The sequence below is a fragment of the Pseudoalteromonas sp. APC 3358 genome (assembly GCF_030408075.1).
Lineage (GTDB): Bacteria > Pseudomonadota > Gammaproteobacteria > Enterobacterales > Alteromonadaceae > Pseudoalteromonas > Pseudoalteromonas arctica.
This window is the reverse complement of sequence record NZ_JASDCE010000002.1, coordinates 94,836-116,895: the sequence shown is the minus strand read 5'-3', so window position 1 is coordinate 116,895 and position 22,060 is coordinate 94,836. Positions and strand designations below refer to the sequence as shown.

Sequence of the window (22,060 nt, the reverse complement as noted above, 5' to 3'; positions counted from 1 at the left end):
TAAATCGACCTTAACATTCCAAAAAATAGAACTATAATGATTCATTGGTTACATTTTCAACCTTATAATTACTATGGTTATTTGGAGTGAATTTGGCTACAATTGTTATTGCAAAATACAAAACTAAGGAATGGTTATTTTTACTTATTCTCTCAAACATCAGCTTTATCGTTTACTTATATTGCTAAGTATTCCGGGCACCGCTGTAATTATTTTTACACTGCTGCTTGAACGCGATCACTCTATTGAGCAAAGTGAAAAAAAAGTAGAAAATATTGCTAAGCAATTAATTTTACAGCAAAAGCACTTAGTCGATGATATTGACCGTTTAGCACGTTATTTGGCTAAAGAGGAAAGTAAGAAAGAAAATCTAGCAACGACCTGCCCTAATTATTTTAATCAATTTAGATCTATTTACGCACATGTTGCCAATATCGGGATTATAGATCCAAATGGCATTGTTATATGTACAACAAGCGGGTTAGCCAAAACAATTAATATTGCCGATCGGGCGTATTTCCAAAACGCCTTAAAAAGTAACCAATTGTCGGTAGGTTATTTTCAGCACGACCGAAGCCTGCAAAAAAACACTCTTAATTTTGCGTTACCTATTATTAATAAAAAAAATGTAATTCAGGGGGTTGTAGTTATCGTTGTTGCGCTTGACTGGTGGAACAATGCTTTTAATGACATTGAACTTCCGCCAGGCTCTATTGCTGCAATTGCTGATTCTAACGGAAAAATTTTAGCGCGTTATCCACCTACAACGGCCGCGCTTGGCGATAATATTGCACAGACTTTATTAGCAACTGATTCTTCGATTGATAATGAGGCATCAACAAAAATAAAATCCATTGAAGGTGAAGCCCGAATGCTTCATCACTCTGTTATTTACAGCGATCCAAGTAATAACAGCTTAAATATACATATTGCACTTCCTGTCACACATGCTTTAAAGCAAATAAATAATAATTTTTTTATAGCGATTGGTGTGTTTATTTTATCGCTGCTGATACTGTCTTTAATTGCACGTAAACTACTTAAAACCAGCATTATTGACCCAATTAATAATCTAACAAATGCAACAAACGTATTGGCTAAGGGCGAGATGCCCGCACAAAAAATACAACCCAATAATCCAGAGCTAAATACTCTCTATCAGCGTTTTAAATCAATGGCGCAAACTCGGTTAACAGCTGAAGCTAATTTAAAAAACAAGCATGATGAGCTTACTAGCTTGCTTAATACTCTGCCCGATAGTTACGTTAGAATTAACATCCATGGCGATATTCTCAACATAACAGGACAGTTTAAGCCTCAAGTAAATCCTAACAGCACTGTAGTACCTCATTTATCATCAATACTTTCACACAGCAATGTTCAGCTTTTGTTATCGCAGTTATCTAAACTTGATGTTTCGAGCAATTTAGAATTCACACTCGAAAAATCAGATCCTAAACGCAGCTTTGAAGCACGTATTAGCGCAATGCAAAGTAAAAATGAATACGTTGTTGTGCTACGAGATATAACACAACGAAAAGTAAATGAAGAAGCACTCCACCTTGCCTCACTAGTGTATAACAACAGTAGTGAAGGCATGGCAATCACCGATCCAACGGGCATTATATTTGATGTAAATCCTGCGTTTTGTAAAACGACTTTATATAGTAAAGAAGAAGTTATTGGCCGGTCCTCTTCAATTCTTTCATCAGGAAAACATGATAAGAATTTTTACAATAAAATGTGGTCTGAATTACAGCAAACAGGCCGCTGGCAAGGCGAGGTTATTAACCGTAAAAAAAATGGGCAGCTTTACTCTGAGTGGCTCACAATCGATACTATTTATGATACAAACAACGCACCTATTCGTCGTATCGCGATATTCACAGACCTCACAGAAAAAAAACAAGCTGATGAAACCATTTGGCGACAAGCTCATTTTGATCACCTAACTGACTTACCAAATCGTTTAGAGTTAAAGGAGCGATTAAATCAACGATTTTCAAATGTTGTTACTCCAGATAATCAATTGGTTGTCATGCTTTTAGATATTGATCACTTTAAAGATATTAATGACACATTAGGCCATCACTATGGCGATAACTTATTAAAACTCGTATCTCAGCGTATAGTCCAGTCGGCAAAAAACGCTGAGTTTGTGGCACGAATTGGGGGAGATGAGTTTGTTATTGTATTTAGTCACATTAAAAGTACGCGCCATATTAATCAAATTGCGAGTAATATTTTACTTAGTCTATCGTCAGCTTTGCATCTTGAAAACGAAGAGTTATTTATTAGTGCAAGCATAGGCATTGCTTGCGCTCCTAATGATGGTGAAAATACTGAACAGCTTTTAAAGGCAGCCGATCAGGCTATGTATAAAGCAAAAAGTAATGGTCGTAACTGTTTTGAGTTTTTCTCTGCTGACATGCGCGAATATGCACACGCGCGCATGGTGCTATTAAAAGACTTACGAAGTGCCATAGAACTTGAACAGTTTGAGTTATTTTATCAGCCCATAGTTGCTTTAAATGATTTACATATCCATAAAGCTGAAGCGCTTATTCGTTGGCAACATCCCGAAAAAGGCCTAATTAGCCCTATCGCATTTATCCCACTTGCTGAAGAAACCAGGCAAATAAATGCAATTGGTCAATTTGTATTTGCCCAAGCTTTGCAAACACTTAACGATATAAAAACACTAACCGATGATACTTTTCAAATAAGTGTAAACGTATCGCCAGTGCAATTATCCACGCCAGAGAGTGGCATAGATGAATGGTACGATATGCTAAAAGCAGCAAAGCTGCCTGCTTCGTCAATTGTCGCAGAAATAACTGAAGGCTTAATGGTTAACCCTGAAGCACTTACGCAAAGACGCCTAAAAGAAATAGTAAAATCAGGTATGCAGCTTGCTCTTGATGACTTTGGTACCGGGTATTCGTCGCTCGCTTACTTACAAGAAATGGACACCGACTATTTAAAAATAGATAAACGTTTTGTTGATAATATTCAAGTAGGCAGCCAAGAACTTGCATTGTGTGAAGCCATCATTGTTATGGCGCATCAGTTGGGCTTAAAAGTAATCGCCGAAGGAATTGAAACTAAATTACAAATGCAGCTACTACTTGAAGCAGGATGCGATTACGGTCAAGGTTATTTATTTTCAAGACCTTTAAATAAAAGCAGTTTTATGGCACTTCTAGCTGATAAAAAAGTAGCTTTGTTAAAATAAATAGACAAAAAATCACTGTTACGCAATAAATAATGCGTCTGCGCGGTCAAGTTAAGCAATCAGATATAAAGTAGTAACAGGATTTAAAAATGGCAAAAGCAACATTAGAGCAATGGCGAATGTTTAAAGCGGTTGTGGATCATGGCGGGTTTGCAGGCGCAAGCGCAGCTGTACATAAAAGTCAGTCAACCGTACACCATGCTGTGCAAAAACTTGAAGCCGCCTTGCAAATTAAGTTGCTTGAAGTAAAAGGCCGTAAAGCATTTTTAACCGATAGCGGTAAGCTGATTTTACGCAGAGCCGAGTTTTTAATTGAAGAAGCGACTAAAATAGAATCGGTAGCAAGTACGCTAAGCGAAGGCGTAGAAAGCACGTTAAAAATAGCTGTTGATGAGGTTTTTCCACACGCTATTTTATACCAAGCACTTGCTAAAACGAGTGAGCTTTACCCTCTTTTAAAAATTGATTTAGTAGAAAGCGTGCTAACAGGTGCAAACGAATTATTACATAACTCAGTGGTTGATTTAGCTATTTCGTCAATTCCTATCTATGGAATTAGCTGCAGTACGTTATGCGATATAGAGTTTATAGCGGTTGCGCATAAAGACCATGTATTACACCAACATACTGAACAACTCAACTTTCGTGATTTAAAGCTACACCGGCAAATAGTAGTTCGCGATTCAGCAACCCACACCAGTCACAACGAAGGCTGGCTAGGTGCTGATATGCGCTGGACAGTAAGCCACTTACGTAACTCTATTGATATGGTTAGTCAGAATTTAGGTTACGCTTGGCTGCCAAAAACACAAATTGCACACTTAATTGAAGATCAAACCCTCATTGCACTTAATTTAGACCAAGGTACAACCCGCACTCTTAATTTATATTTAATGTGCAACGACAACGACAGGCTTGGTCCTGCAGCACAAGAGTTTAAAGAGCAAATTACTGCACTTACTAATTTAGCTAATTAATAGCTATTCATTTTTTACATCGAGGTGATCTGCTACATAGGCGCCTCGCTGCCCACGCTCTTTAGCCGGCCCTACAGTGCTATCTTTACCTGTTTGCTGCTCAGTTGCTGCATTAATAACAGCACCTAATGTGATTATATAAGCGCTGATATACAGCCACATCAACATGATCACTACACCACCAAGCGAACCATACGTTTCGTTATAACTAGAAAAACGCGATACATAAAATGAAAAACCTATAGATGCCAAAATCCACAGCACGGTAGCAATAGACGATCCCATTGTGATCCAACGCCATTTAGCCGGTTTACGATGTGGGGCATAACGATATAAAAGTACCAATGCAAAATTAAAGGTAAAAGCCAATAATGGCCAAGAAATGAGTTTAATTAATAAATCTATACTTTCTTTTAGTCCCACTAAATTAAGTACAATAGGTAAAATACCAATAATTAATAGCGCAAAAATTGCGACTACAATCGCTCCTACCGAAAATAAAAAACGCACTAGTTGAGCCTGAAAAAATGAGCGTTTTTCATACTCACGATAACTAATATTACATGCAGTAATAAGTGCTTGGCTGCCCTTTGAACTACTCCAAATAGTAAGTATGAGCGTACCAATTGCACTTAAGCTCAAGCTTGCACTTGATGTTTTAGCAAGGCTAGAAACCTGAGATAAAATCAGTTCACTGGTGCTTGGTGGAAGCAAAGTAACTATTTTACTTAAGTGCTCACTAATATCTGTTGGGGATGAAAAGTACGCATACACCGATACCATCGCCGCAATGGCTGGAAAAATAGCAAGTAACGCATAAAATGCCACACCGGCTGCCACTATAGATAAGTTATCTTCACTCATTTGCTTAAAAATACGTTTAACAATATCCCACCAACCTATAAAAGGGATATGTGCAGGCTGCTCTGCTTGCTGTCCTCGTTTAGCTTCTTTCATTCTAAACCTCAATATTTCTATTACGTTACTACAGCAAAATATTTGCCAAGTTATAAGCGTTTGGTACCAAACTTGCTAATATTTATCTATAAATGACTCTAACACGGAAGATAAGCCATGCTCGGTACCCTAAAAAGCAGTGTAGCGCTAAATAATACAACACCAATAACTGACGTGATCAAAGTTGATACACTTTCGTGGAATTTCTTTTATGAGCAAGGCGTGCAATTACTTCACGTAACAGCGCAAATATTACCCACTATTTTACTCGGCATAATGCTTTTGGTACTCAGTTACTTAATTTCAGGACCACTTTCTAGATTACTAATCAAACCCATTGACTATATGACTGACAGCAAGCTTGTTCACCTAGTCATAAGGCGCAGCATAAGCACCCTAATAATTTTATTTGGGGTATATTTATTTTTACGTTTAGCTGGGCTCACTCAGTTTGCTGTTGCTATTATGAGTGGGACTGGGTTGATAGGTTTAATACTCGGCTTTGCTTTTAGAGACATAGCAGAGAACTTTATTGCTAGTTTATTACTGAGCGTACAAAGACCTTTTAAAATTGACGATGTAATTGAAGTGGATGGCCGATTAGGTATTGTTAAAAAAGTAACAGCAAGAGCAACCACGCTTGTTGATTACGATGGCAATCATATTCAAATACCCAATGCGACTGTATATAAAAATACCATTAAAAACCTGACTGCCAATCCAAAAATGCGCGGCAAAGTAGAAATTGGTATTGGCTACGATAACGATATACGCAGCGCACAAACCCTCGCCCTAGATATTGCCAATCAACAAAATGCGGTACTTAGCGACCCGCCTGCGCAAGTTTTAATAAAAAACTTAGGCTCATCTACTATTAACTTCGTTTTATATTTTTGGGTTAATAGCGAGCAACACAGCCCATTAAAAGTAGCCTCACAACTTATGCGCGAATTAGTCAATGAGTTCACAAAACAAAACATCAGCATGCCTGATGACGCACGAGAGAGAATTATACTCACCGACCCTAATGAAAATGCTTCTAGTTTAGAGGAAAAACAACCATCGCAAATACAAAGCGAAAAAAGTGAAACTGTTGAGCAAACTAAAACGCTTGATGATGTAAGCAGTGATACCGACGAAATACGTGAACAAGCAGAGCAATCTCGCGATCCAGAACAAGGGAAAAATATTATTTAAGGATGCTGAAGTTGTATATATTAATATTTAGCTCAATATTAATACTCTCGACCCAATCACCAAAGTAAGCAATAAATGCTAATATATATTAACGCTGGTTGGGAAGTACTTTAAGAAAAGGCAAAGGCTTTGTATTTGTAGGGTATTAACCGACTTTTGCTCTTTGTTTGGCTTGTTCTCTTGCTTGTAATTTTATTGAAATTTGTTGATATAATCTAGCCTCCTCATTTTCAAAATCAGTTATAGAGATTGCTAGAGCATAATTTCAATTTCTTTAACTTGGTCAGATGCCCACAGTTAGTCTAGTCTCGTTACTACTACAATCCACCAACACCGCTTTGTCGCGACCTCTAAACAGTGCACCATCTGTATTGTGTATATTTAATATGTTTCATGGCTCTGCCCAAGTTCGCATCAGGGGTTTTATTGGTAGGTGGTAATAATTGGTTATTAAATAATACGAATGCACTTCAATATAAAACGAAAGCTTGCTTGCTCAATGTAGTAAAAAAAATGCTTAAGATCGTCATCACTCAAAAAGGTGTTTTCACGCCCTCTTCCGCGATTCATCACATGATAAAACGAATTTTCATACTCTATTCGTAGTGGTCTAGACATAATAATAAACTCAATGAGCAATAAACTATAAATCTAGATCATTGATGTATGAAGTTAAGATTTGACTCTTTTGCCTTCAGTTTGCGAAGATGAAAGTTACCGACGCAGAACAGCGCTCAATAAGAGAAAATAAAATTCGGTGTCAACCGACCAAGTTAATTGGCGCTAGATACTTTTTATGATAAACAAATAAACAGTGTAAATTTTAGTTATTAAAAAAATATAACAATAATTTGATATAAAAGTGCATTTAATCAATGTAGTGAAGTAATCTGACAATGTAATAATTATTATTTAATCAAAAATAAAAAAGGATTTATAAAGTGATCACCTCAATAAAGCTAATGGATGTGGCTAGTTACTCGCCTACAACCCCTGTCATTGTTAATACAGATAATAAAAAAGTAAATCTATTTTATGGATTAAATGGTTCAGGAAAATCTACCTTAGGTAATTTTTTACAATCTAAAACTGATCCTGTCTATCAACATTGTGAAATTTCTCCAAGCAATGTTGAACATGAAATAATTGTTTATAATCAAAATTTTGTTCGGGATAATTTTTATGAAATACCGCAGCAAAAAGGTATTTTCACTTTAAGTGAAGCTAACAAAGATGCGGAAGAAGCTATTGAAAAAGCTGAATATGCTATAAAAAAACTTGAAGATTCTCAAAGTGAAATTGAAATAAATGCAAACAAAAAGAATAAAGAAATTACGAATGAAGAAAGTACTTTAAAAGAGGCAGTTTGGAAATCTAAATCCAAGTATGAGCGAACAGAGCTTGAGTTTTGTTTAGCAGGATTTAAGACTAAGGATAAATTTCTTCAAAAGATAAAAGATAGCCAATCTTCCTGTGATTCAACTATAAAAGATCTTAAAGCTGAAGCTAAAGAATTAAATGAACAAGATGGTACACCAAGGGAGAGCATTCAAACCATTTCTTTTAGCGGAAGTTATATAGAAAATGAGCAGATTTTTAAATCTAGAATAGTAGGATCGGAAGACTCCTATTTAGCTGAGTTAGTCGAGAAACTTGGTAATTCAGATTGGGTTCAATCTGGTATGAAGTATCTAAATGATGATGAACCTTGTCCATTTTGCCAACAAGAACTAGAAGCTGATTTTTCTACTGCAATAAATCAATTGTTTGATACGACTTACCAATCTAAAAAGGAAGAAATTCTTAATTTAAAAAATGTATATGAAAACTCTATTTCGATTCTTGAGTCTAATTTAGTTAATGGCGCATTTTTAGCAGAGTACGTTGTTGATAATTCTGAGTTTAGTACCACAAAATTACTTTTATTGACGTGCTTAAAAGATAACCTGTCTTTGATTAACGATAAATACACTAAACCTAGTGAAGTGATAAAACTGTTAGATACTACTGAGCTTATTGATAATTTAAATAATGTCATTATGAAGATTCAATCCGAAGTAGATACTTTCAATGACAAAATTAAAAATAAAAATATTCATTTAACCAACATAAACAGAAAATTTTGGTCATTATTAAATTTAGAATATGCTGCTTTAATAGAAGCTACTATTGATAAAACAAAATCTTTAAATCTAGAGGTAGAACAACTAAGAGAAAATTATAAAAATAAAAACAAAGATAAAAGAGAGCAAGATAATATTATTATCGAAAATAGTAAAAAAATTACCAATATAGATCTTTCAATAAAAAATATTAATAGTCAGCTTAAAGAATTAGGCTTACAAGGTTTTCAACTTGAAAAAGCGTCAGAAGACTCACAACATTATAAAATTGTGCGAGAAAGCGAAGCTGATGAAGATGTTTATAATACTTTAAGTGAAGGTGAAAAGACTTTAATAACTTTCTTATATTTTCTAGAAAGTTGTGCCGGTGCGACAGATCAAGAATCTACAGTTATACTTAATAGAAGGATCATTGTAATAGATGATCCGATCTCAAGTCTTTCTCATAACTACATTTACGATATAGCAACATTGATTCATCATAAAGTCTTGCTAGCTAATTTTAAGCAAATATTTATTCTTACTCATAATTTATTTTTCTTTCATGAATTATTAATGCTTAAAGCGCCTAGCAATCGCGCAGTCCCTTATAAATTACATAGAATTACTAAATCAGATTTTAGTAAAGTTAAAGACCTTCAAAGAAATGAAATTCAAAATGACTATCAAACATATTGGCAAATAATAAAAGATTGCTCAGAGAGTCATAGTTACGCAAATATGTTACCAAATGCTATGAGAAACATTCTTGAACATTACTTCACCTTTATTCATAAGAAAGATGCTCTGAAGAAGACATTGGAAGATTTAGGGAAAACTTCGTCAGAATTTAAGCCTTTATTTAGATATATTAATAGGGAATCACATTCTGATTCAATAAACATAAATGACTTTGAAGGGATTGATGTTGAAAAATACATTGAGAAGTTCAAACAAGTTTTTGAAAATACTGGATATTCAGATCATTATTATCAAATGATGGGAATTGATAATCCTGCTACTCTAATTGAGGAAGAAACTGTTGAAGTGTAGTAGTGGGCTACCGCTAACGCTCATTATCTAGGTAGTGAACGAAGATGTTGTGAAACATCTTCCCACTTCCCTAGACGAAAGCGCTGATATTTTCTAACTAAAACAGTTTTAACTATCATGCTAGTAACCTCGTATATCTACGACAGTGCTAGCCACTGACAACTCCTGCAAACCCTTTTACAAGCGGTAAATTGATTGCATCATTGCGGTTAAGTGCGCGGTAACCCAAAAAAATTATATAAGATTTTACAATAGGTTACCAGAGCTAGTATTCAAAAAAACAATCTTTAATACTAAATACAAAAATACGAAATACTGACATTATAATAATCTGCTAATTGTGCAGCGAAAATTCTAGTTTTACCCAATTCCATTTTTGAAATATGCTGATTTGAACCCCCTAAAAGTTCACCAAAGCCAATGGGGACGAATCTTAACTTCATACATCATAATTTCTCACTGCCCGGTTATCACTCTTTGCTGAAATTCTAACGAGTACTGCAAACAGATAGCCAAAAACTAATCGCTTATCTTAATTTTTAAACACAAAAAAACCCGCAGTGTTAACTGCGGGCTTTTTATTGAATGAGTGAGTCAGCCGTATAAGCCGGGTTTTGTCCTTTCCGAAGAAAGTGATAATCATTCGTCTAGGCCATAAATCGCTCTATGGCTCAAGCAACCTACCCGGTTCCAACGTGGGCCACGCCATAAGGAACCCTATTTGGTCTTGCTCCGAGTGGAGTTTACCTTGCAACCGACTATTACTAGCGGCCCGGTGCGCTCTTACCGCACCCTTTCACCCTTACCAATCCGAAAATTGGCGGTCTCCTCTCTGCTGCACTTGTCGTGGGCTCACGCCCCCCAGCCGTTAGCTGGCACTCTGCCCTATGGAGCCCGGACTTTCCTCCCCCTGATCATTTTCGTCACAGGCAGCGATCATCTTGGCTGACTCGGCGCGCAGTATACATGAGGCTAATACCAAGCGCAGTAAAATTTACTCTTTTTCTTCAATAATTGTTTTGTATAGAGCGTTTTTCTTCATACCAAAGTATTCTGCAACCACACCACAGGCCTTTTTCATTGGCATTTCACTTTCAAGCAGTGCCAGCATTTTGCGCGCTTCAGGCGGAACATCGTCTATTTGCTTTGGTTTGCCCGGAAGCATAAGCACTATTTCGCCGCGCTGCTTGGTAGGATCATCAGTTAAAAACTGTTTAAGCTCACTTACACTACCATTAAAAAATGTTTCAAAGGTTTTGGTTAGCTCTTTAGCAAACACAACTTGCTGCTCATCACCAAGGGCTAGTGCTAAATCATCAAGGCTTGCCATAATACGGTGCGTACTTTCGTACATTATGCTGGTAATGCCTGAGTTAACAGCTTCGGTAAAAAAGTCTTGGCGAGCTTTGCTTTTAGCTGGCGTAAAACCAATAAACTGAAAGCGGTCAGTTGGTAAGCCTGAACAACATACGGCTGTAATTGCAGCACATGCACCTGGAACAGGTGTAACATGAGCACCTTGTTCACGACACAGATTTACAACAGCGTAGCCTGGATCACTAATTAGTGGTGTACCAGCGTCAGATACTAAAGCAATATTTAAACCTTGATTAAGTTGATCAATAATTTGTTGTGCTTTTTGCTTTTCGTTGTGGTCGTGTAATGCAAACGTTTTTGCCTTAATTCCAAAGTGGCTAAGTAGCTTGCCGGTATGGCGAGTGTCTTCAGCAGCTATTAAGTCAACTTGCGATAATGTCGCAATGGCACGGTGACTCAAGTCGTCATAATTGCCAATTGGGGTGGCAACAATGTAAAGAGTGCCAATTTTCTGTGAATTCTCCTCATTTAACATTGAGGTCTCCTGCGTCAGTCAGTAATATAAGCAAATCGCGTTAACGTATTGGGAAATCATTGTGCGACTTAAACTAGTTAGTCTATTAATTATATTGTCAGGGTTATCGGCGTGTAGCACAACCGAAAAACCAACTAAAAACAGCGATAACGTAAGTAACCGCACTAATGCACTGCAAAATCAGGCAACCAGTGCGCAATCTATCTACCAATTGGCGCAAAACCGCCAAGGTGCCGATAAAATACAGTTATTGTATAGCGCCCGTGATGCCGCAATTAGTGAGCAAAACTGGCCTTTATTAGAGATAATTGGGAATGAGCTTGAATTAACCGCAAGTGTTGATCAAATCCAGAACCGTCTTTATATTGCATTTGCACAAAAACAACAGAATAAAAATGATCAAGCTTTGGTTATTTTACAGTCGCTAGACGGACAACTGACTCAACCTGAGCATTTTGCTTGGCATCAGTTTTTAACGGCCAGCATTTACGCATCGCAAAATTTTCCTAAAAAAGCTGCCCCCTACTTTTTTAGAGCCTCTGAAACAGCAACAAAAAATAATATAGAAATCCCTCAACTTAATCAAAATTTGTGGGATAACTTAAAGCAACTTTCTTCTTACGCGCTTGAACGCTTTAACCGTGGTTCGGTTATTCAGCAAGGGTGGGCTAACCTAGCGTTATATCATCAAGTATATGCAAGTAGTGGCGTAGAGTTAGATCAAGCGATCAACAATTGGCGCAGACGCTATATTGGGCATCCGGCTTTTACTGTATTACCTGAACAAGATGAAATGCTTACTGAACTTGCTCCTATCAATATAGAGCGCTTAGTTGTGCTGTTTCCACAATCGGGCCCTAACGAACGTTTAGGTGATGCCCTTAAAGCTGGCGTATTAGCTGCACTTGATACGCAAAATATCAACGACACTATTTTTATTGATGAAAACCTAAGTACAGAAGAAATTGCAGCGCAACTTGAAGAAATAAAGCCTGACTTTGTAATTGGTCCTCTACTTAAAGCAAATATTGATAAACTAGCTAATGCGCAAACTCTTATTGATACTCCGGTACTGCATTTAAACACCTTTGATGGTGAGCGAATTTCGCTTCAGCATTATTACTTTGCACTAAACCCTGAGCACGAAGTACAACAAGCCTTAGAACACTTTTTAACTAAGGGCTATCAAAAACCTATGTTGCTTGCACCAAATAACGCAAATGGCCAACGCTTGGTTGATTACTTTAACTTACAGTGGCAACGCTATAGCGAAACCAAGCCGCAAATAGGTTTTTATAACGATAAAAAAGATATGCCTAATACAATTACCAGCTTGTTAGAAGTTGATAAATCAAAAGAGCGCATAAAAACGATTAAAGCACTATTTAAACAGGAAGTAGAAAACGAAACCCGTTCGCGTAGTGATATAGACGTTATTTATATTTTGGGTGATGCAATAGAAACACGCTTAATTAAACCTTACCTTGATGTAAACGTAAGTACATTTGCAGATCGTATTCCTCTTTATGCCAGCTCTAAAAGTCATAGTAAACAAATTGACAGTACTGACAAAGGCGACTTAGACGGCCTATACTTCACTGAATTGCCGTGGATGCTCGATTCGCAAATTAAACAACATAACTTACGCCAGCAGTATGATTCATTATGGCCAGAGCAAGTAGATATTAGCCAACGCTTATTTGCAATGGCGTACGATGCTGTATCAATATTACATGACATCAGGCAGTTAAGCGTAATGCCAGGCAATCAATATAGTGGTTTAAGCGGTAAGTTATCTGTTAATACCAGCGGCCATATAGAACGCACGCTCGACTGGGCTCAATATACAAACCGTCGCATTAAGCCTGTGCAATTAGAAACACAACGCCCTGTACCATTGTTTATGCAATCAGCGGGTGACATACAAACTATCAATTAAATTTAATTAAGGGGGCGGCATGTCGTGGTTTAAAGAGCTGTGGCACAATAGTCGCGAAAAAGGCCAGTATTATGAGCTTGAAGCGCAAAAATACTTAGTTACTCAAGGGCTAACACCCATTGAGCGTAATTATTACTGCCCCTTTGGTGAGCTTGATGTCATTATGAAAGAAGGCGATACCCTTGTATTCGTTGAGGTTAAGTTTCGCAAAAATAATGCTCGTGGCGGTGCCAACTATGCGCTTAGTCCACAAAAACAAGCTCGATTAAAACGTAGTATTTATCATTACTTAGCAGCTAAAAATTTAACTAACCAAGCTCTAAGAATTGATTATGTAGCCATTACAGGAGAAGCATCTCCTAATATTAATTGGCTTAAAAATGTATTTTAAACGCAAATACAAAGATAAATTATTGGTAGGCTATGCAAGACACAATTAAAGAAATTTTTACAGAAAGCATTCAAGTTCAAATCGCTGCTGGTGAAGTGCTACCTAGTGCGCTTGAGTCAGCTGCATTTACTATTGCACAAAGTCTGATCAACGGAAATAAACTCATTTGCTGCGGTACTGCAAATTGCCACATGCTCGCTCAGCATATGGCGGGTGTGTTGGTTAATCATTATGAAACCGAACGTCCCTGCTTACCTGCAATTGCTCTATCGCAAGAAAACGTTAATCTGGGGCAAAGTACTCAAGTGGACGATCACGATACATTTGCTCGCCAAGTCCGCGCTTTTGCCCAACAAGGTGATTTATTGCTTGTACTGGCTATAAACGGTAACGAAAAACATGTTATTTCTGCCGTTGAAGCTGCACTAACTAAAGATATGAAGGTCATAGTTATGGTTGGTGATGATGGTGGCGAGTTGGTAGGCCTACTTGGCCCTAACGATGTTGAAATTAGATCGCCATCTAAACGCCCTAGCCGCATTATCGAATCCCATTTAGTTAACTTACATTGTTTAAGCGAACTTGTTGATTTAACGCTTTTCCCTCAGGATGAAAATTATGTTTAAACGCTCTCTTATTGTTTTAGGTACTGTTGTATTACTGCAAGGCTGCGCAGCCGCTGTTGTTGCAGGTACAGCCAGTGCAGTAACTGCAGCGAACGACCGCCGTACTATTGGCTCTCAAATTGACGATAACAACATTGAAATAAAAGCCAGTATTGCACTTAGCGAAGTAGAACGTCTTGAAAAGTTTGCCAATATAAGCGCTGTAAGCGTTAACGGTATTGTTTTACTTGTTGGCCAAGTATCTAACGAAGAAATGAGAAACGAAGCGCAGCGCACCATTGAGGGCGTTTCAGGTATTCGTAAAATACATAACCAAATTCGTATTGGCTCAAATACTGGCATTACTACACAAACTCACGACTCTTGGCTAACTTCTAAAGTAAAAGCCCAGCTACTAACAGCAAAAGACATTAGCAGTAATAACATTAAAGTAGTGACAGAAAATGCTGAAGTTTTTTTAATGGGCTTAGTATCTGACTCTGAGTCAACTCAAGCTGTAAATATTGCCCGCAATGTTTCTGGCGTAGAGCGTGTAATTAAAGTATTTGAATACTTGTAAACACAAAATACAGACATAAAAAAACCGCTTATTCAGCGGTTTTTTTTGGCATTTACTTATTATTTAATAACGCGTAAATGAGAGCCTTTTTTCTTCTCAGGCTTTTCTGGTGGTGTTTCATCAATAAACTCAGCTGATGAATCAACACTTTCAAGCTCTGGCACAAAATCGTCTTCGTCCTCTAAAAACTCATCTGCGGTAAAGACTGTTCCTTCGCCATTTTCACGCGCGTATATTGCAAGCACAGCACCTAGAGGTACATACACTTGCATTGGCTGACCACCAAAGCGCGCACTGAAGCTAAGTTGGGTTAAGTCTAACGAAAACTGTGTGACCGCTGATGGACTTATGTTTAAAACAATTTGTCCGTCTTGAACAAATTGTGTTGGCACTTGTACATTTGCAAATCCAGCGTCTACCACTAAATGCGGTGTACACTCGTTATCGACTATCCAATCAAAAAAAGCACGTAATAAATAAGGACGATTAGGCGTCATTATAAACGGATCTCACGCTCAGCTTCAGTTAAAGAGGCTTGGAATGACTCACGTTCAAATAAACGGATCATGTACTCTTTAAGCTCTTTAGAACCTGCACCATTAAGCTCAATACCAAACTCTGGTAAACGCCATAATAGTGGAGCTAAATAACAGTCTACTAAGCTAAACTCTTCACTCATAAAGTAAGGTGCTTCGCTAAAAATAGGTGCTACAGCAAGCAATGCTTCTGTTAGCTCTTTACGAGCTTGAGCAGCGTCTGACGTGTTGTTACTGATTTTATCAGCTAGGCTGTACCAATCAGTATCAATACGATGCATCATTAAGCGGCTACGACCACGCATTACCGGGTAAACAGGCATTAGTGGAGGATGAGGAAAACGTTCATCAAGGTATTCCATGATGATGTTTGCCTGATATAAACCAAGCTCACGGTCAATCAGTGTTGGCACTGTACCGTAAGGGTTAATTTCGTGAAGTGCTTCTGGCAAGTTATCTTTTTCAGCCAAATGAATATCTACACTTACACCTTTTTCCGCAAGTACAATACGTACTTGGTGGCTATACATACAGTTAGCACCAGAAAAAAGGGTCATTACAGGGCGCTTATTGGCAGCTACGGCCATGCCTATACCTCCATTAAATAACTAAAACAGCAAAAGGGGCTTAAGCCCCTATTGCAAAATTACCTTTAAAAATGTTCAACCTAATGAACATCTCTCCAGTATTCTTTCTTAAGCATAAATGCCAAGATAAACAGGATAATTAAAAATCCTATTACCTTAATACCTAGCGCTTCCGATTCAAGACGTGAAGGTTCACCCACGTACTCAAGGAAGTTTGTTAAATCACGAGCCGCTTGGTCGTATTCATCTATGCTTAATTCGCCCGTACCATCTGTTTCAGTAGCAATAACTTTAGTCACAGTGTGACCATGCTCTTGTACTTCTTTAGTGATAGGTGTTGGTAAACCTTGTAGTTCTTGAAGAACGTGAGGCATACCTACCGATGGGAAAACAATGTTGTTAACCCCAAACGGGCGAGATTCATCTTTATAAAACGATTTTAAGTACGTGTAAATATAATCTGGTGATTTTACACGAGCAATTAGAGTTAAATCCGGCGGAGCCGCACCAAACCATTTTGCTGCATCGTCTTTTGTAATCGCGTTAGTAATATGACTACCAACTTTAGAACCGTCAAAAATCAACTGTTCTAAACCAACCTCTGTTGGGATACCGATATCACGAAAAGTACGTTCATAACGTTGATACTGCATTTGGTGACAACCAAGACAGTAGTTCATGAACAACTTTGCACCGCGTTGTAAAGATGGTTGATCAGTAAGGTCGTTGTTCGCTTCCATTAAAGGAACCGATGGACCCGCTGCCATAACCATGTTCGGCAACAAGTTTACTGATAAAGCAAATAAACCAATAATAAGCTTCTTCATCATTTCGTTAACCTCTCTGGCAATGGCTTAGTTTTTTCGTTCTTACTGTATACAAACAACAGTACGAAGAACATAAAGTAAGTCACAGTACAGATTTGAGAAATAATCGTTTTCATATCAGTTTGTGGAGTTGCACCCACCCAACCTAGAAGAACGAAAGTTACAACAAAACCTGCAATGTTCCATTTATGGAAACCACAACGGTAACGAACCGATTTAACTCTACCACGGTCTACCCAAGGTAGTAACGCAAGTACCACAATCGATGCACCCATCGCCGCAACACCGATTAACTTATCAGGGATTGCACGTAAGATTGCATAGAATGGCGTAAAGTACCAAACCGGGAAAATATGCTCAGGTGTTTTAAGTGGGTTAGCTGCCTCGAAGTTTGGACCTTCTAAAAAGAAGCCATTCATCGCTGGCATAAAGAAAACAACCCAACAGAACAATATTAAGAAACCAACCACACCCACAATATCTTTAACTGTGTAGTAAGGGTGGAACGGTATCGCATCAACAATATCTTTCTTGTCAGTGTAATACTCATGAAATTTAAATTTAGGCTTATCTTCTTCAGCTACTGAGCCTTTCTTACGTTTAATCTCAATACCTTCAGGGTTATTTGAACCCACTTCGTGTAGAGCAACAATGTGTAAGAAAACTAAGATTACAATAACCAGTGGTAGTGCAATTACATGTAATGCAAAGAAGCGGTTAAGCGTTGCACCTGATATTACATAGTCACCACGGATCCAAAGTGTTAAGTCATCACCAATAACCGGAATAGCCCCGAATAAGGAGATGATTACCTGTGCACCCCAGAACGACATTTGCCCCCATGGTAATAAATACCCCATGAATGCTTCAGCCATTAGCGCTAAGAAAATAAACATACCAAATAACCACAGTAACTCACGTGGTTTTTGATAAGAACCGTAGATCATGCCACGGAACATATGCATATATACAACAATGAAAAACGCTGATGCACCGGTTGAGTGCAAGTAACGTAATAACCAGCCATATTCTACATCACGCATGATGTATTCTACTGAAGCGAATGCGCCTTCAGAAGACGGAACAAAGTTCATCGTTAACCAAATACCCGTTAGGATTTGGTTTACTAGTACCAACATGGCTAATGAGCCAAAAAAGTACCAGAAGTTAAAGTTTTTAGGTGCTGGATACTGTGCAATATGCATGTTCCAAACACGTGTCATTGGGATACGGTCGTCTATCCAACCAATAATCTTACCAAACATTAGGCTGCCCCTTTTTCTTCGCCCACTAAAATAGTGGTCTCATCAAGAAAAGTATAAGGTGGTATCTCTAAGTTTAATGGAGCAGGTACCGATTGAAATACACGGCCAGCCATATCAAATTTAGAACCATGACATGGGCAATAGAAGCCATCATCGGTTCCTTCAACTTTCTCACTAAAGTTACCTTGGAAAAAGCCAGGTGAACACCCTAAATGCGTACAAATACCTACAGCCAGAAAGATTTCTGGACGTAATGAACGGTAATCATTTGTTGATGATTCTAATTGTTGTGGCTCTTGCGAATGCGGATCACGAAGTTGACCTTCATGTTCTTTCATTTGCTCAAGCATTTTTGGGGTCCGTGATACAACCCATACAGGTTTACCACGCCACTCGACACGTATTAATTGTCCCGGTTCAAGTTTGCTGATATCTACTTCTACAGGCGCACCCGCAGATTTAGCTCGCTCACTTGGATTCCAAGACGCAATAAAAGGAACAGCAGCCCCAGCCGCACCAACACCACCTACAACAGAGGTAGCTATGGTTAAAAAGCGACGTCGGCCATTGTCTACAGGCGCATTGCTCATCCACTTATCTCCACTATGATTCTCAACACTTGCTATATTGAGAACATCAGTTACAGCAGGTTAATTATTCGAATTTTTAAAATAGAAGCGATCATAATTAAAACCCTTGATTAAAACAAGGTTATTCAAAGCCCTATGCTCGAATAAAACTAACTTGATCAAAATTTGATTAAGTAAGCTCGAGAATAAAGCCGAACGACTATAATAACGCTTCTGTAAAAACAATATACTGACCAAGATCAACACCACTAAGAGGAAACAGTAAAAAACTGTACATAGTGCGGTTAAACTCACTCATTTTACTTCAATGCCAATTGTAGCAAAAAATTCCACCAATTAACTGATGGATTTAAACTAATTACGATAATTATTTAACTTTTTTGCAGCTATCTGAGTGTTTTTTAACTTTCGTTTGATTAATACGCAGTTATTAATCAATTTGATCATCATTAATTGCTGCAATCACCCAGTATCACCGTCGATATAAATAACTTTATATTAAGTTGCAAATGTAAACATTTTGATTTGAAAACAAAAAACCCAGCATAAGCTGGGTTTTTGAATTCTTGATAACGTATAGATTAACGTTTTGAGAACTGTGGACGCTTACGCGCTTTCTTAAGACCCACTTTCTTACGTTCAACTTTACGTGCATCACGTGTAACAAAACCTGCTTTACGAAGTTGTGAACGTAATGATTCGTCAAACTCCATAAGTGCACGAGTGATACCATGACGGATAGCACCAGCTTGACCAGTTGTACCACCACCAGAAACGGTGATGTAAAGGTCAAATTTTTCAGTCATATCAACTAGCTCAAGAGCTTGATGAACAACCATGCGTGCTGTTTCGCGACCAAAATACTCTTCTAGAGAGCGTTTGTTGATTACGATGTTACCAGTGCCTGGGCGTAAGAATACGCGAGCACTTGAACTTTTACGACGACCTGTACCGTAGTATTGATTTGCCATGATGGTGCTCCTTAAATGTCTAGAACCTGAGGCTGTTGTGCAGCATGGTTGTGCTCAGTACCTGTGTAAACTTTAAGTTTACGGTACATAGCGCGGCCTAAAGGACCACGTGGCAACATGCCCTTAACAGCCTTCTCGATGATCATTTCAGGCTTTGCAGCTTGAAGTTTATCAAAAGTAGTAGACTTAAGACCACCTGGAAAACCAGAGTGTGAATAGTACACTTTGTTTTTGAATTTGTTACCAGTTACAGTAACTTTTTCAGCGTTGATAACGATGATATAATCACCAGTATCTACGTGCGGTGTATATTCAACTTTATGCTTACCGCGTAGGCGATGAGCGATTTCAGTAGCGATGCGACCTAAAGTTTTACCTTCAGCGTCAACTACGTACCAGTCACGTTTTACTGTTTCTGGTTTAGCAACAAACGTTTTCATTTATAAAAATCCAATGTTTTTCAATTAAAACCACAAGTAGTTAATATTAACTACTGCTCTAAGTTTGCTATAACCCCTTCGAGTTTTAGACTTTTGCGCCGCTCACAAGTGGCTAGACTATATGAGGGCATAGAACGCAACGTGGCAGACGCGGGAGTATACCAGCACTTAAAACACATTGCTACTCGCCGGTTGTTTTTTCCACAAGAAATTTTAGAAATAAGAAGTACTATATATGCACCTCTTACTTTTAATGGCTAACCTATTACACTTTTACCTACTAATTTAAACCAAATGCTCTCTAGCTAAATACTCTAGAGACTGCATTTCTTGCAAACGGCTTATACAGCGCTTAAATTCAAAGTTTAAATTACCTTGGGTATAAAGTTCGGTAATAGGTTTTTCAGCCGATATAATTAAAGTTACATGGCGCTCGTAAAATTCATCCACTAAAGCAATAAAGCGTCTAGCGGCATCATCATTAGTTTGCCCAAGCTGTTTTACGTTAGAAATAATCACCGTATTATATAAGCGGCTAATCTCCATGTAATCAACCTGACTACGCGCTGTTTCGCATAATTCACTAAACTCAAACATCACCACGCATTTAGCTACTTTTCGCGTTTTGATTAAACGACCTTCTATCTCTATCGGCTCATCTAATTGTCCAGGCTCTGACGATAGCTTATCGAAGTATTCAAATAAGTTTTTATCCGCTTCTTTATCTAACGGACTATGAAAAATTTCGGCTTGCTCTAAGGTACGCAACCGATAATCAATACCTGAGTCTACATTAACTATTTCTGTATTGAGCTTAACCAGTTCTATAGCAGGGACAAAGCGGGCACGCTGCAAGCCATTTCTGTAAAGCTCATCAGGCACTATATTAGATGTAGCAACAAGTACTATACCCCGTGCAAATAGCGCTTCCATTAAGCCACCTAGCAACATAGCATCGGTAATGTCTTGAACAAAAAACTCATCAAAACAAATTATGTCTGTTTCTGCTTTGAAAGTGTCGGCTATTTTTTCTAATGGATTAGCCGTATTGTTTAGTTTTTTAAGCTCATTATGCACTCGGTGCATAAATCGATGAAAGTGCACGCGCATTTTACGTGTGCCCGGTAGTGATTCGTAAAAAGTGTCAACTAAATAAGTTTTACCACGCCCTACTCCACCCCAAAAGTACAAACCTTTTATAGGCGCAGGTTCATCTTTACTAAATAACTTAGCAAAAAAACCTTTTTGTTTTGGCTTTGCCTGAGTTAGGTCATCGTATAGACGTTGTAAATGGCGCACAGCATTTTCTTGTGCTGCGTCGTGTACAAAGTCATCTCGCTTTAAGTCTTGTTGGTATGTTTGCCAAGGAGTCATATCTATTTACAGTTAAAACACAGTTTAATTTGCAAAGCATATTAACACGCATCATAACTCGGGGTATATTACACTTAGTATGATTTATAATTGAATCGGCATTCGTTAGTTATTTTCCCAAAGGGGTAGTTTTTATGGGCACAGTTATGTGGGTAGGTTTAATTGTTATTGCTGCTGTTGTAGCATTTTTTATTGGCGCATTTGTTACTAAAAAACAATTCAAACAAGATGAATTAAAAGAGCAGGCAGAGCAAGCTGAAAATGCGTTAGAGCAGTATCGTCAAGATGTAGCTGATCATTTAGCGAATACTGGCAAGCTCGTAAATAAAATGAAAGAAAACTATGATCAACTGCTTAGTCACGTTGAAGAAACAAACCAACTTCTTCTAGAAGATAGAAATAAAGCACCAGCAGAACCTTATTTTTCTAAAGAAACAACAGAACAACTACAAGCGTCTTTAAAAGAGCGTCGTTCAGATCGTTCTTCAGCCGCAGCACAACCAGCTGATTATGTATCGGGTGAATCTGGTTTATTTGCTGGTCAAAATAAAGTTTCAGAACATTCTAAAGTATCTTGATGAA

General features: G+C 37.9%; 20 protein-coding genes and 1 other RNA gene. 9 read left to right on the top strand and 12 right to left on the bottom strand.

Annotated features, from left to right (window positions below):
* The first annotated feature begins 130 nt into the window (after window positions 1-130).
* Entirely contained in the window at window positions 131-3,235 is a 3,105-nt protein-coding gene (locus QL995_RS03215) for an EAL domain-containing protein (RefSeq protein WP_010554287.1), read from the top strand.
* 89 nt (window positions 3,236-3,324) lie between these two features.
* Window positions 3,325-4,212, top strand: a complete 888-nt coding sequence (locus QL995_RS03210; RefSeq protein WP_010554286.1) for a LysR family transcriptional regulator — start codon at window positions 3,325-3,327, stop codon at window positions 4,210-4,212.
* 3 nt (window positions 4,213-4,215) lie between these two features.
* Here QL995_RS03210 and QL995_RS03205 read toward each other — a convergent pair whose 3' ends face one another.
* Window positions 4,216-5,169: a YihY/virulence factor BrkB family protein gene (locus QL995_RS03205; protein ID WP_007582878.1), complete on the bottom strand. Its 954-nt coding sequence runs from the start codon at window positions 5,167-5,169 to the stop codon at window positions 4,216-4,218.
* Between the two features lie 117 nt (window positions 5,170-5,286).
* Here QL995_RS03205 and QL995_RS03200 point away from each other — a divergent pair, with 117 nt between their 5' ends.
* Window positions 5,287-6,366 carry a mechanosensitive ion channel family protein gene (locus QL995_RS03200; protein ID WP_290292696.1) on the top strand — a complete coding sequence of 360 codons (1,080 nt, stop codon included), beginning with the start codon at window positions 5,287-5,289 and terminating at the stop codon, window positions 6,364-6,366.
* 450 nt (window positions 6,367-6,816) lie between these two features.
* On the opposite strand, the gene QL995_RS03195 is transcribed toward QL995_RS03200, so the two are convergent.
* Window positions 6,817-6,984 carry a hypothetical protein gene (locus QL995_RS03195; RefSeq protein WP_232785140.1) on the bottom strand — a complete coding sequence of 56 codons (168 nt, stop codon included), beginning with the start codon at window positions 6,982-6,984 and terminating at the stop codon, window positions 6,817-6,819.
* Window positions 6,985-7,307: 323 nt separating this feature from the next.
* Here QL995_RS03195 and QL995_RS03190 point away from each other — a divergent pair, with 323 nt between their 5' ends.
* Window positions 7,308-9,521, top strand: coding sequence for an AAA family ATPase (locus tag QL995_RS03190; RefSeq protein WP_290292689.1), 2,214 nt, complete (start codon window positions 7,308-7,310; stop codon window positions 9,519-9,521).
* 587 nt (window positions 9,522-10,108) lie between these two features.
* Here QL995_RS03190 and rnpB read toward each other — a convergent pair.
* Window positions 10,109-10,473: RNase P RNA component class A (gene rnpB / locus QL995_RS03185), an RNA gene on the bottom strand.
* Window positions 10,474-10,515: 42 nt separating this feature from the next.
* Entirely contained in the window at window positions 10,516-11,373 is an 858-nt protein-coding gene (rsmI, locus tag QL995_RS03180) for a 16S rRNA (cytidine(1402)-2'-O)-methyltransferase (protein WP_010554279.1), read from the bottom strand.
* A 61-nt stretch (window positions 11,374-11,434) separates the two neighbouring features.
* On the opposite strand from rsmI, the gene QL995_RS03175 reads away from it, so the two are divergent.
* The 4 genes from QL995_RS03175 to dolP are packed head-to-tail and all read left to right on the top strand — an operon-like array spanning window position 11,435 to window position 14,888.
* Window positions 11,435-13,312 carry a penicillin-binding protein activator gene (locus QL995_RS03175; RefSeq protein ID WP_007582872.1) on the top strand — a complete coding sequence of 626 codons (1,878 nt, stop codon included), beginning with the start codon at window positions 11,435-11,437 and terminating at the stop codon, window positions 13,310-13,312.
* A gap of 19 nt (window positions 13,313-13,331) precedes the next feature.
* Window positions 13,332-13,703, top strand: a complete 372-nt coding sequence (locus tag QL995_RS03170) for a YraN family protein (protein WP_010554278.1) — start codon at window positions 13,332-13,334, stop codon at window positions 13,701-13,703.
* A 32-nt stretch (window positions 13,704-13,735) separates the two neighbouring features.
* Window positions 13,736-14,329, top strand: a complete 594-nt coding sequence (locus QL995_RS03165; protein WP_002957968.1) for an SIS domain-containing protein — start codon at window positions 13,736-13,738, stop codon at window positions 14,327-14,329.
* A complete protein-coding gene (gene dolP, locus QL995_RS03160) occupies window positions 14,322-14,888 on the top strand; it encodes a division/outer membrane stress-associated lipid-binding lipoprotein (protein WP_007582867.1) in 567 nt (188 codons plus the stop codon). Before QL995_RS03165 ends, dolP begins: the two co-directional genes overlap by 8 nt.
* 59 nt (window positions 14,889-14,947) lie before the next feature.
* On the opposite strand, the gene QL995_RS03155 is transcribed toward dolP, so the two are convergent.
* From QL995_RS03155 to zapE, 8 genes are all read right to left on the bottom strand, one after another.
* Window positions 14,948-15,385: a ClpXP protease specificity-enhancing factor gene (locus tag QL995_RS03155; protein ID WP_007580339.1), complete on the bottom strand. Its 438-nt coding sequence runs from the start codon at window positions 15,383-15,385 to the stop codon at window positions 14,948-14,950.
* Window positions 15,385-16,011 (bottom strand): stringent starvation protein SspA, encoded by a 627-nt coding sequence (gene sspA, locus QL995_RS03150; RefSeq protein WP_002957965.1) that lies wholly within the window; start codon window positions 16,009-16,011, stop codon window positions 15,385-15,387. The genes QL995_RS03155 and sspA overlap by 1 nt, the downstream gene beginning before the upstream one ends.
* An 80-nt stretch (window positions 16,012-16,091) precedes the next feature.
* Window positions 16,092-16,841: a cytochrome c1 gene (locus tag QL995_RS03145; RefSeq protein ID WP_007580337.1), complete on the bottom strand. Its 750-nt coding sequence runs from the start codon at window positions 16,839-16,841 to the stop codon at window positions 16,092-16,094.
* Window positions 16,838-18,103, bottom strand: a complete 1,266-nt coding sequence (locus QL995_RS03140; RefSeq protein ID WP_007580335.1) for a cytochrome b N-terminal domain-containing protein — start codon at window positions 18,101-18,103, stop codon at window positions 16,838-16,840. The genes QL995_RS03145 and QL995_RS03140 overlap by 4 nt, the downstream gene beginning before the upstream one ends.
* Window positions 18,103-18,693: a ubiquinol-cytochrome c reductase iron-sulfur subunit gene (gene petA, locus QL995_RS03135; RefSeq protein WP_007580333.1), complete on the bottom strand. Its 591-nt coding sequence runs from the start codon at window positions 18,691-18,693 to the stop codon at window positions 18,103-18,105. Before petA ends, QL995_RS03140 begins: the two co-directional genes overlap by 1 nt.
* Before the next feature lie 581 nt (window positions 18,694-19,274).
* Window positions 19,275-19,667 (bottom strand): 30S ribosomal protein S9, encoded by a 393-nt coding sequence (gene rpsI / locus QL995_RS03130; RefSeq protein ID WP_024590200.1) that lies wholly within the window; start codon window positions 19,665-19,667, stop codon window positions 19,275-19,277.
* A gap of 8 nt (window positions 19,668-19,675) precedes the next feature.
* A complete protein-coding gene (rplM, locus tag QL995_RS03125) occupies window positions 19,676-20,104 on the bottom strand; it encodes a 50S ribosomal protein L13 (protein ID WP_007378318.1) in 429 nt (142 codons plus the stop codon).
* A 285-nt stretch (window positions 20,105-20,389) separates the two neighbouring features.
* Window positions 20,390-21,478, bottom strand: a complete 1,089-nt coding sequence (gene zapE, locus QL995_RS03120; protein ID WP_010554277.1) for a cell division protein ZapE — start codon at window positions 21,476-21,478, stop codon at window positions 20,390-20,392.
* Between the two features lie 134 nt (window positions 21,479-21,612).
* Here zapE and QL995_RS03115 point away from each other — a divergent pair, with 134 nt between their 5' ends.
* Entirely contained in the window at window positions 21,613-22,056 is a 444-nt protein-coding gene (locus QL995_RS03115) for a YhcB family protein (protein ID WP_007580324.1), read from the top strand.
* The last annotated feature ends 4 nt before the right edge of the window (window positions 22,057-22,060 follow it).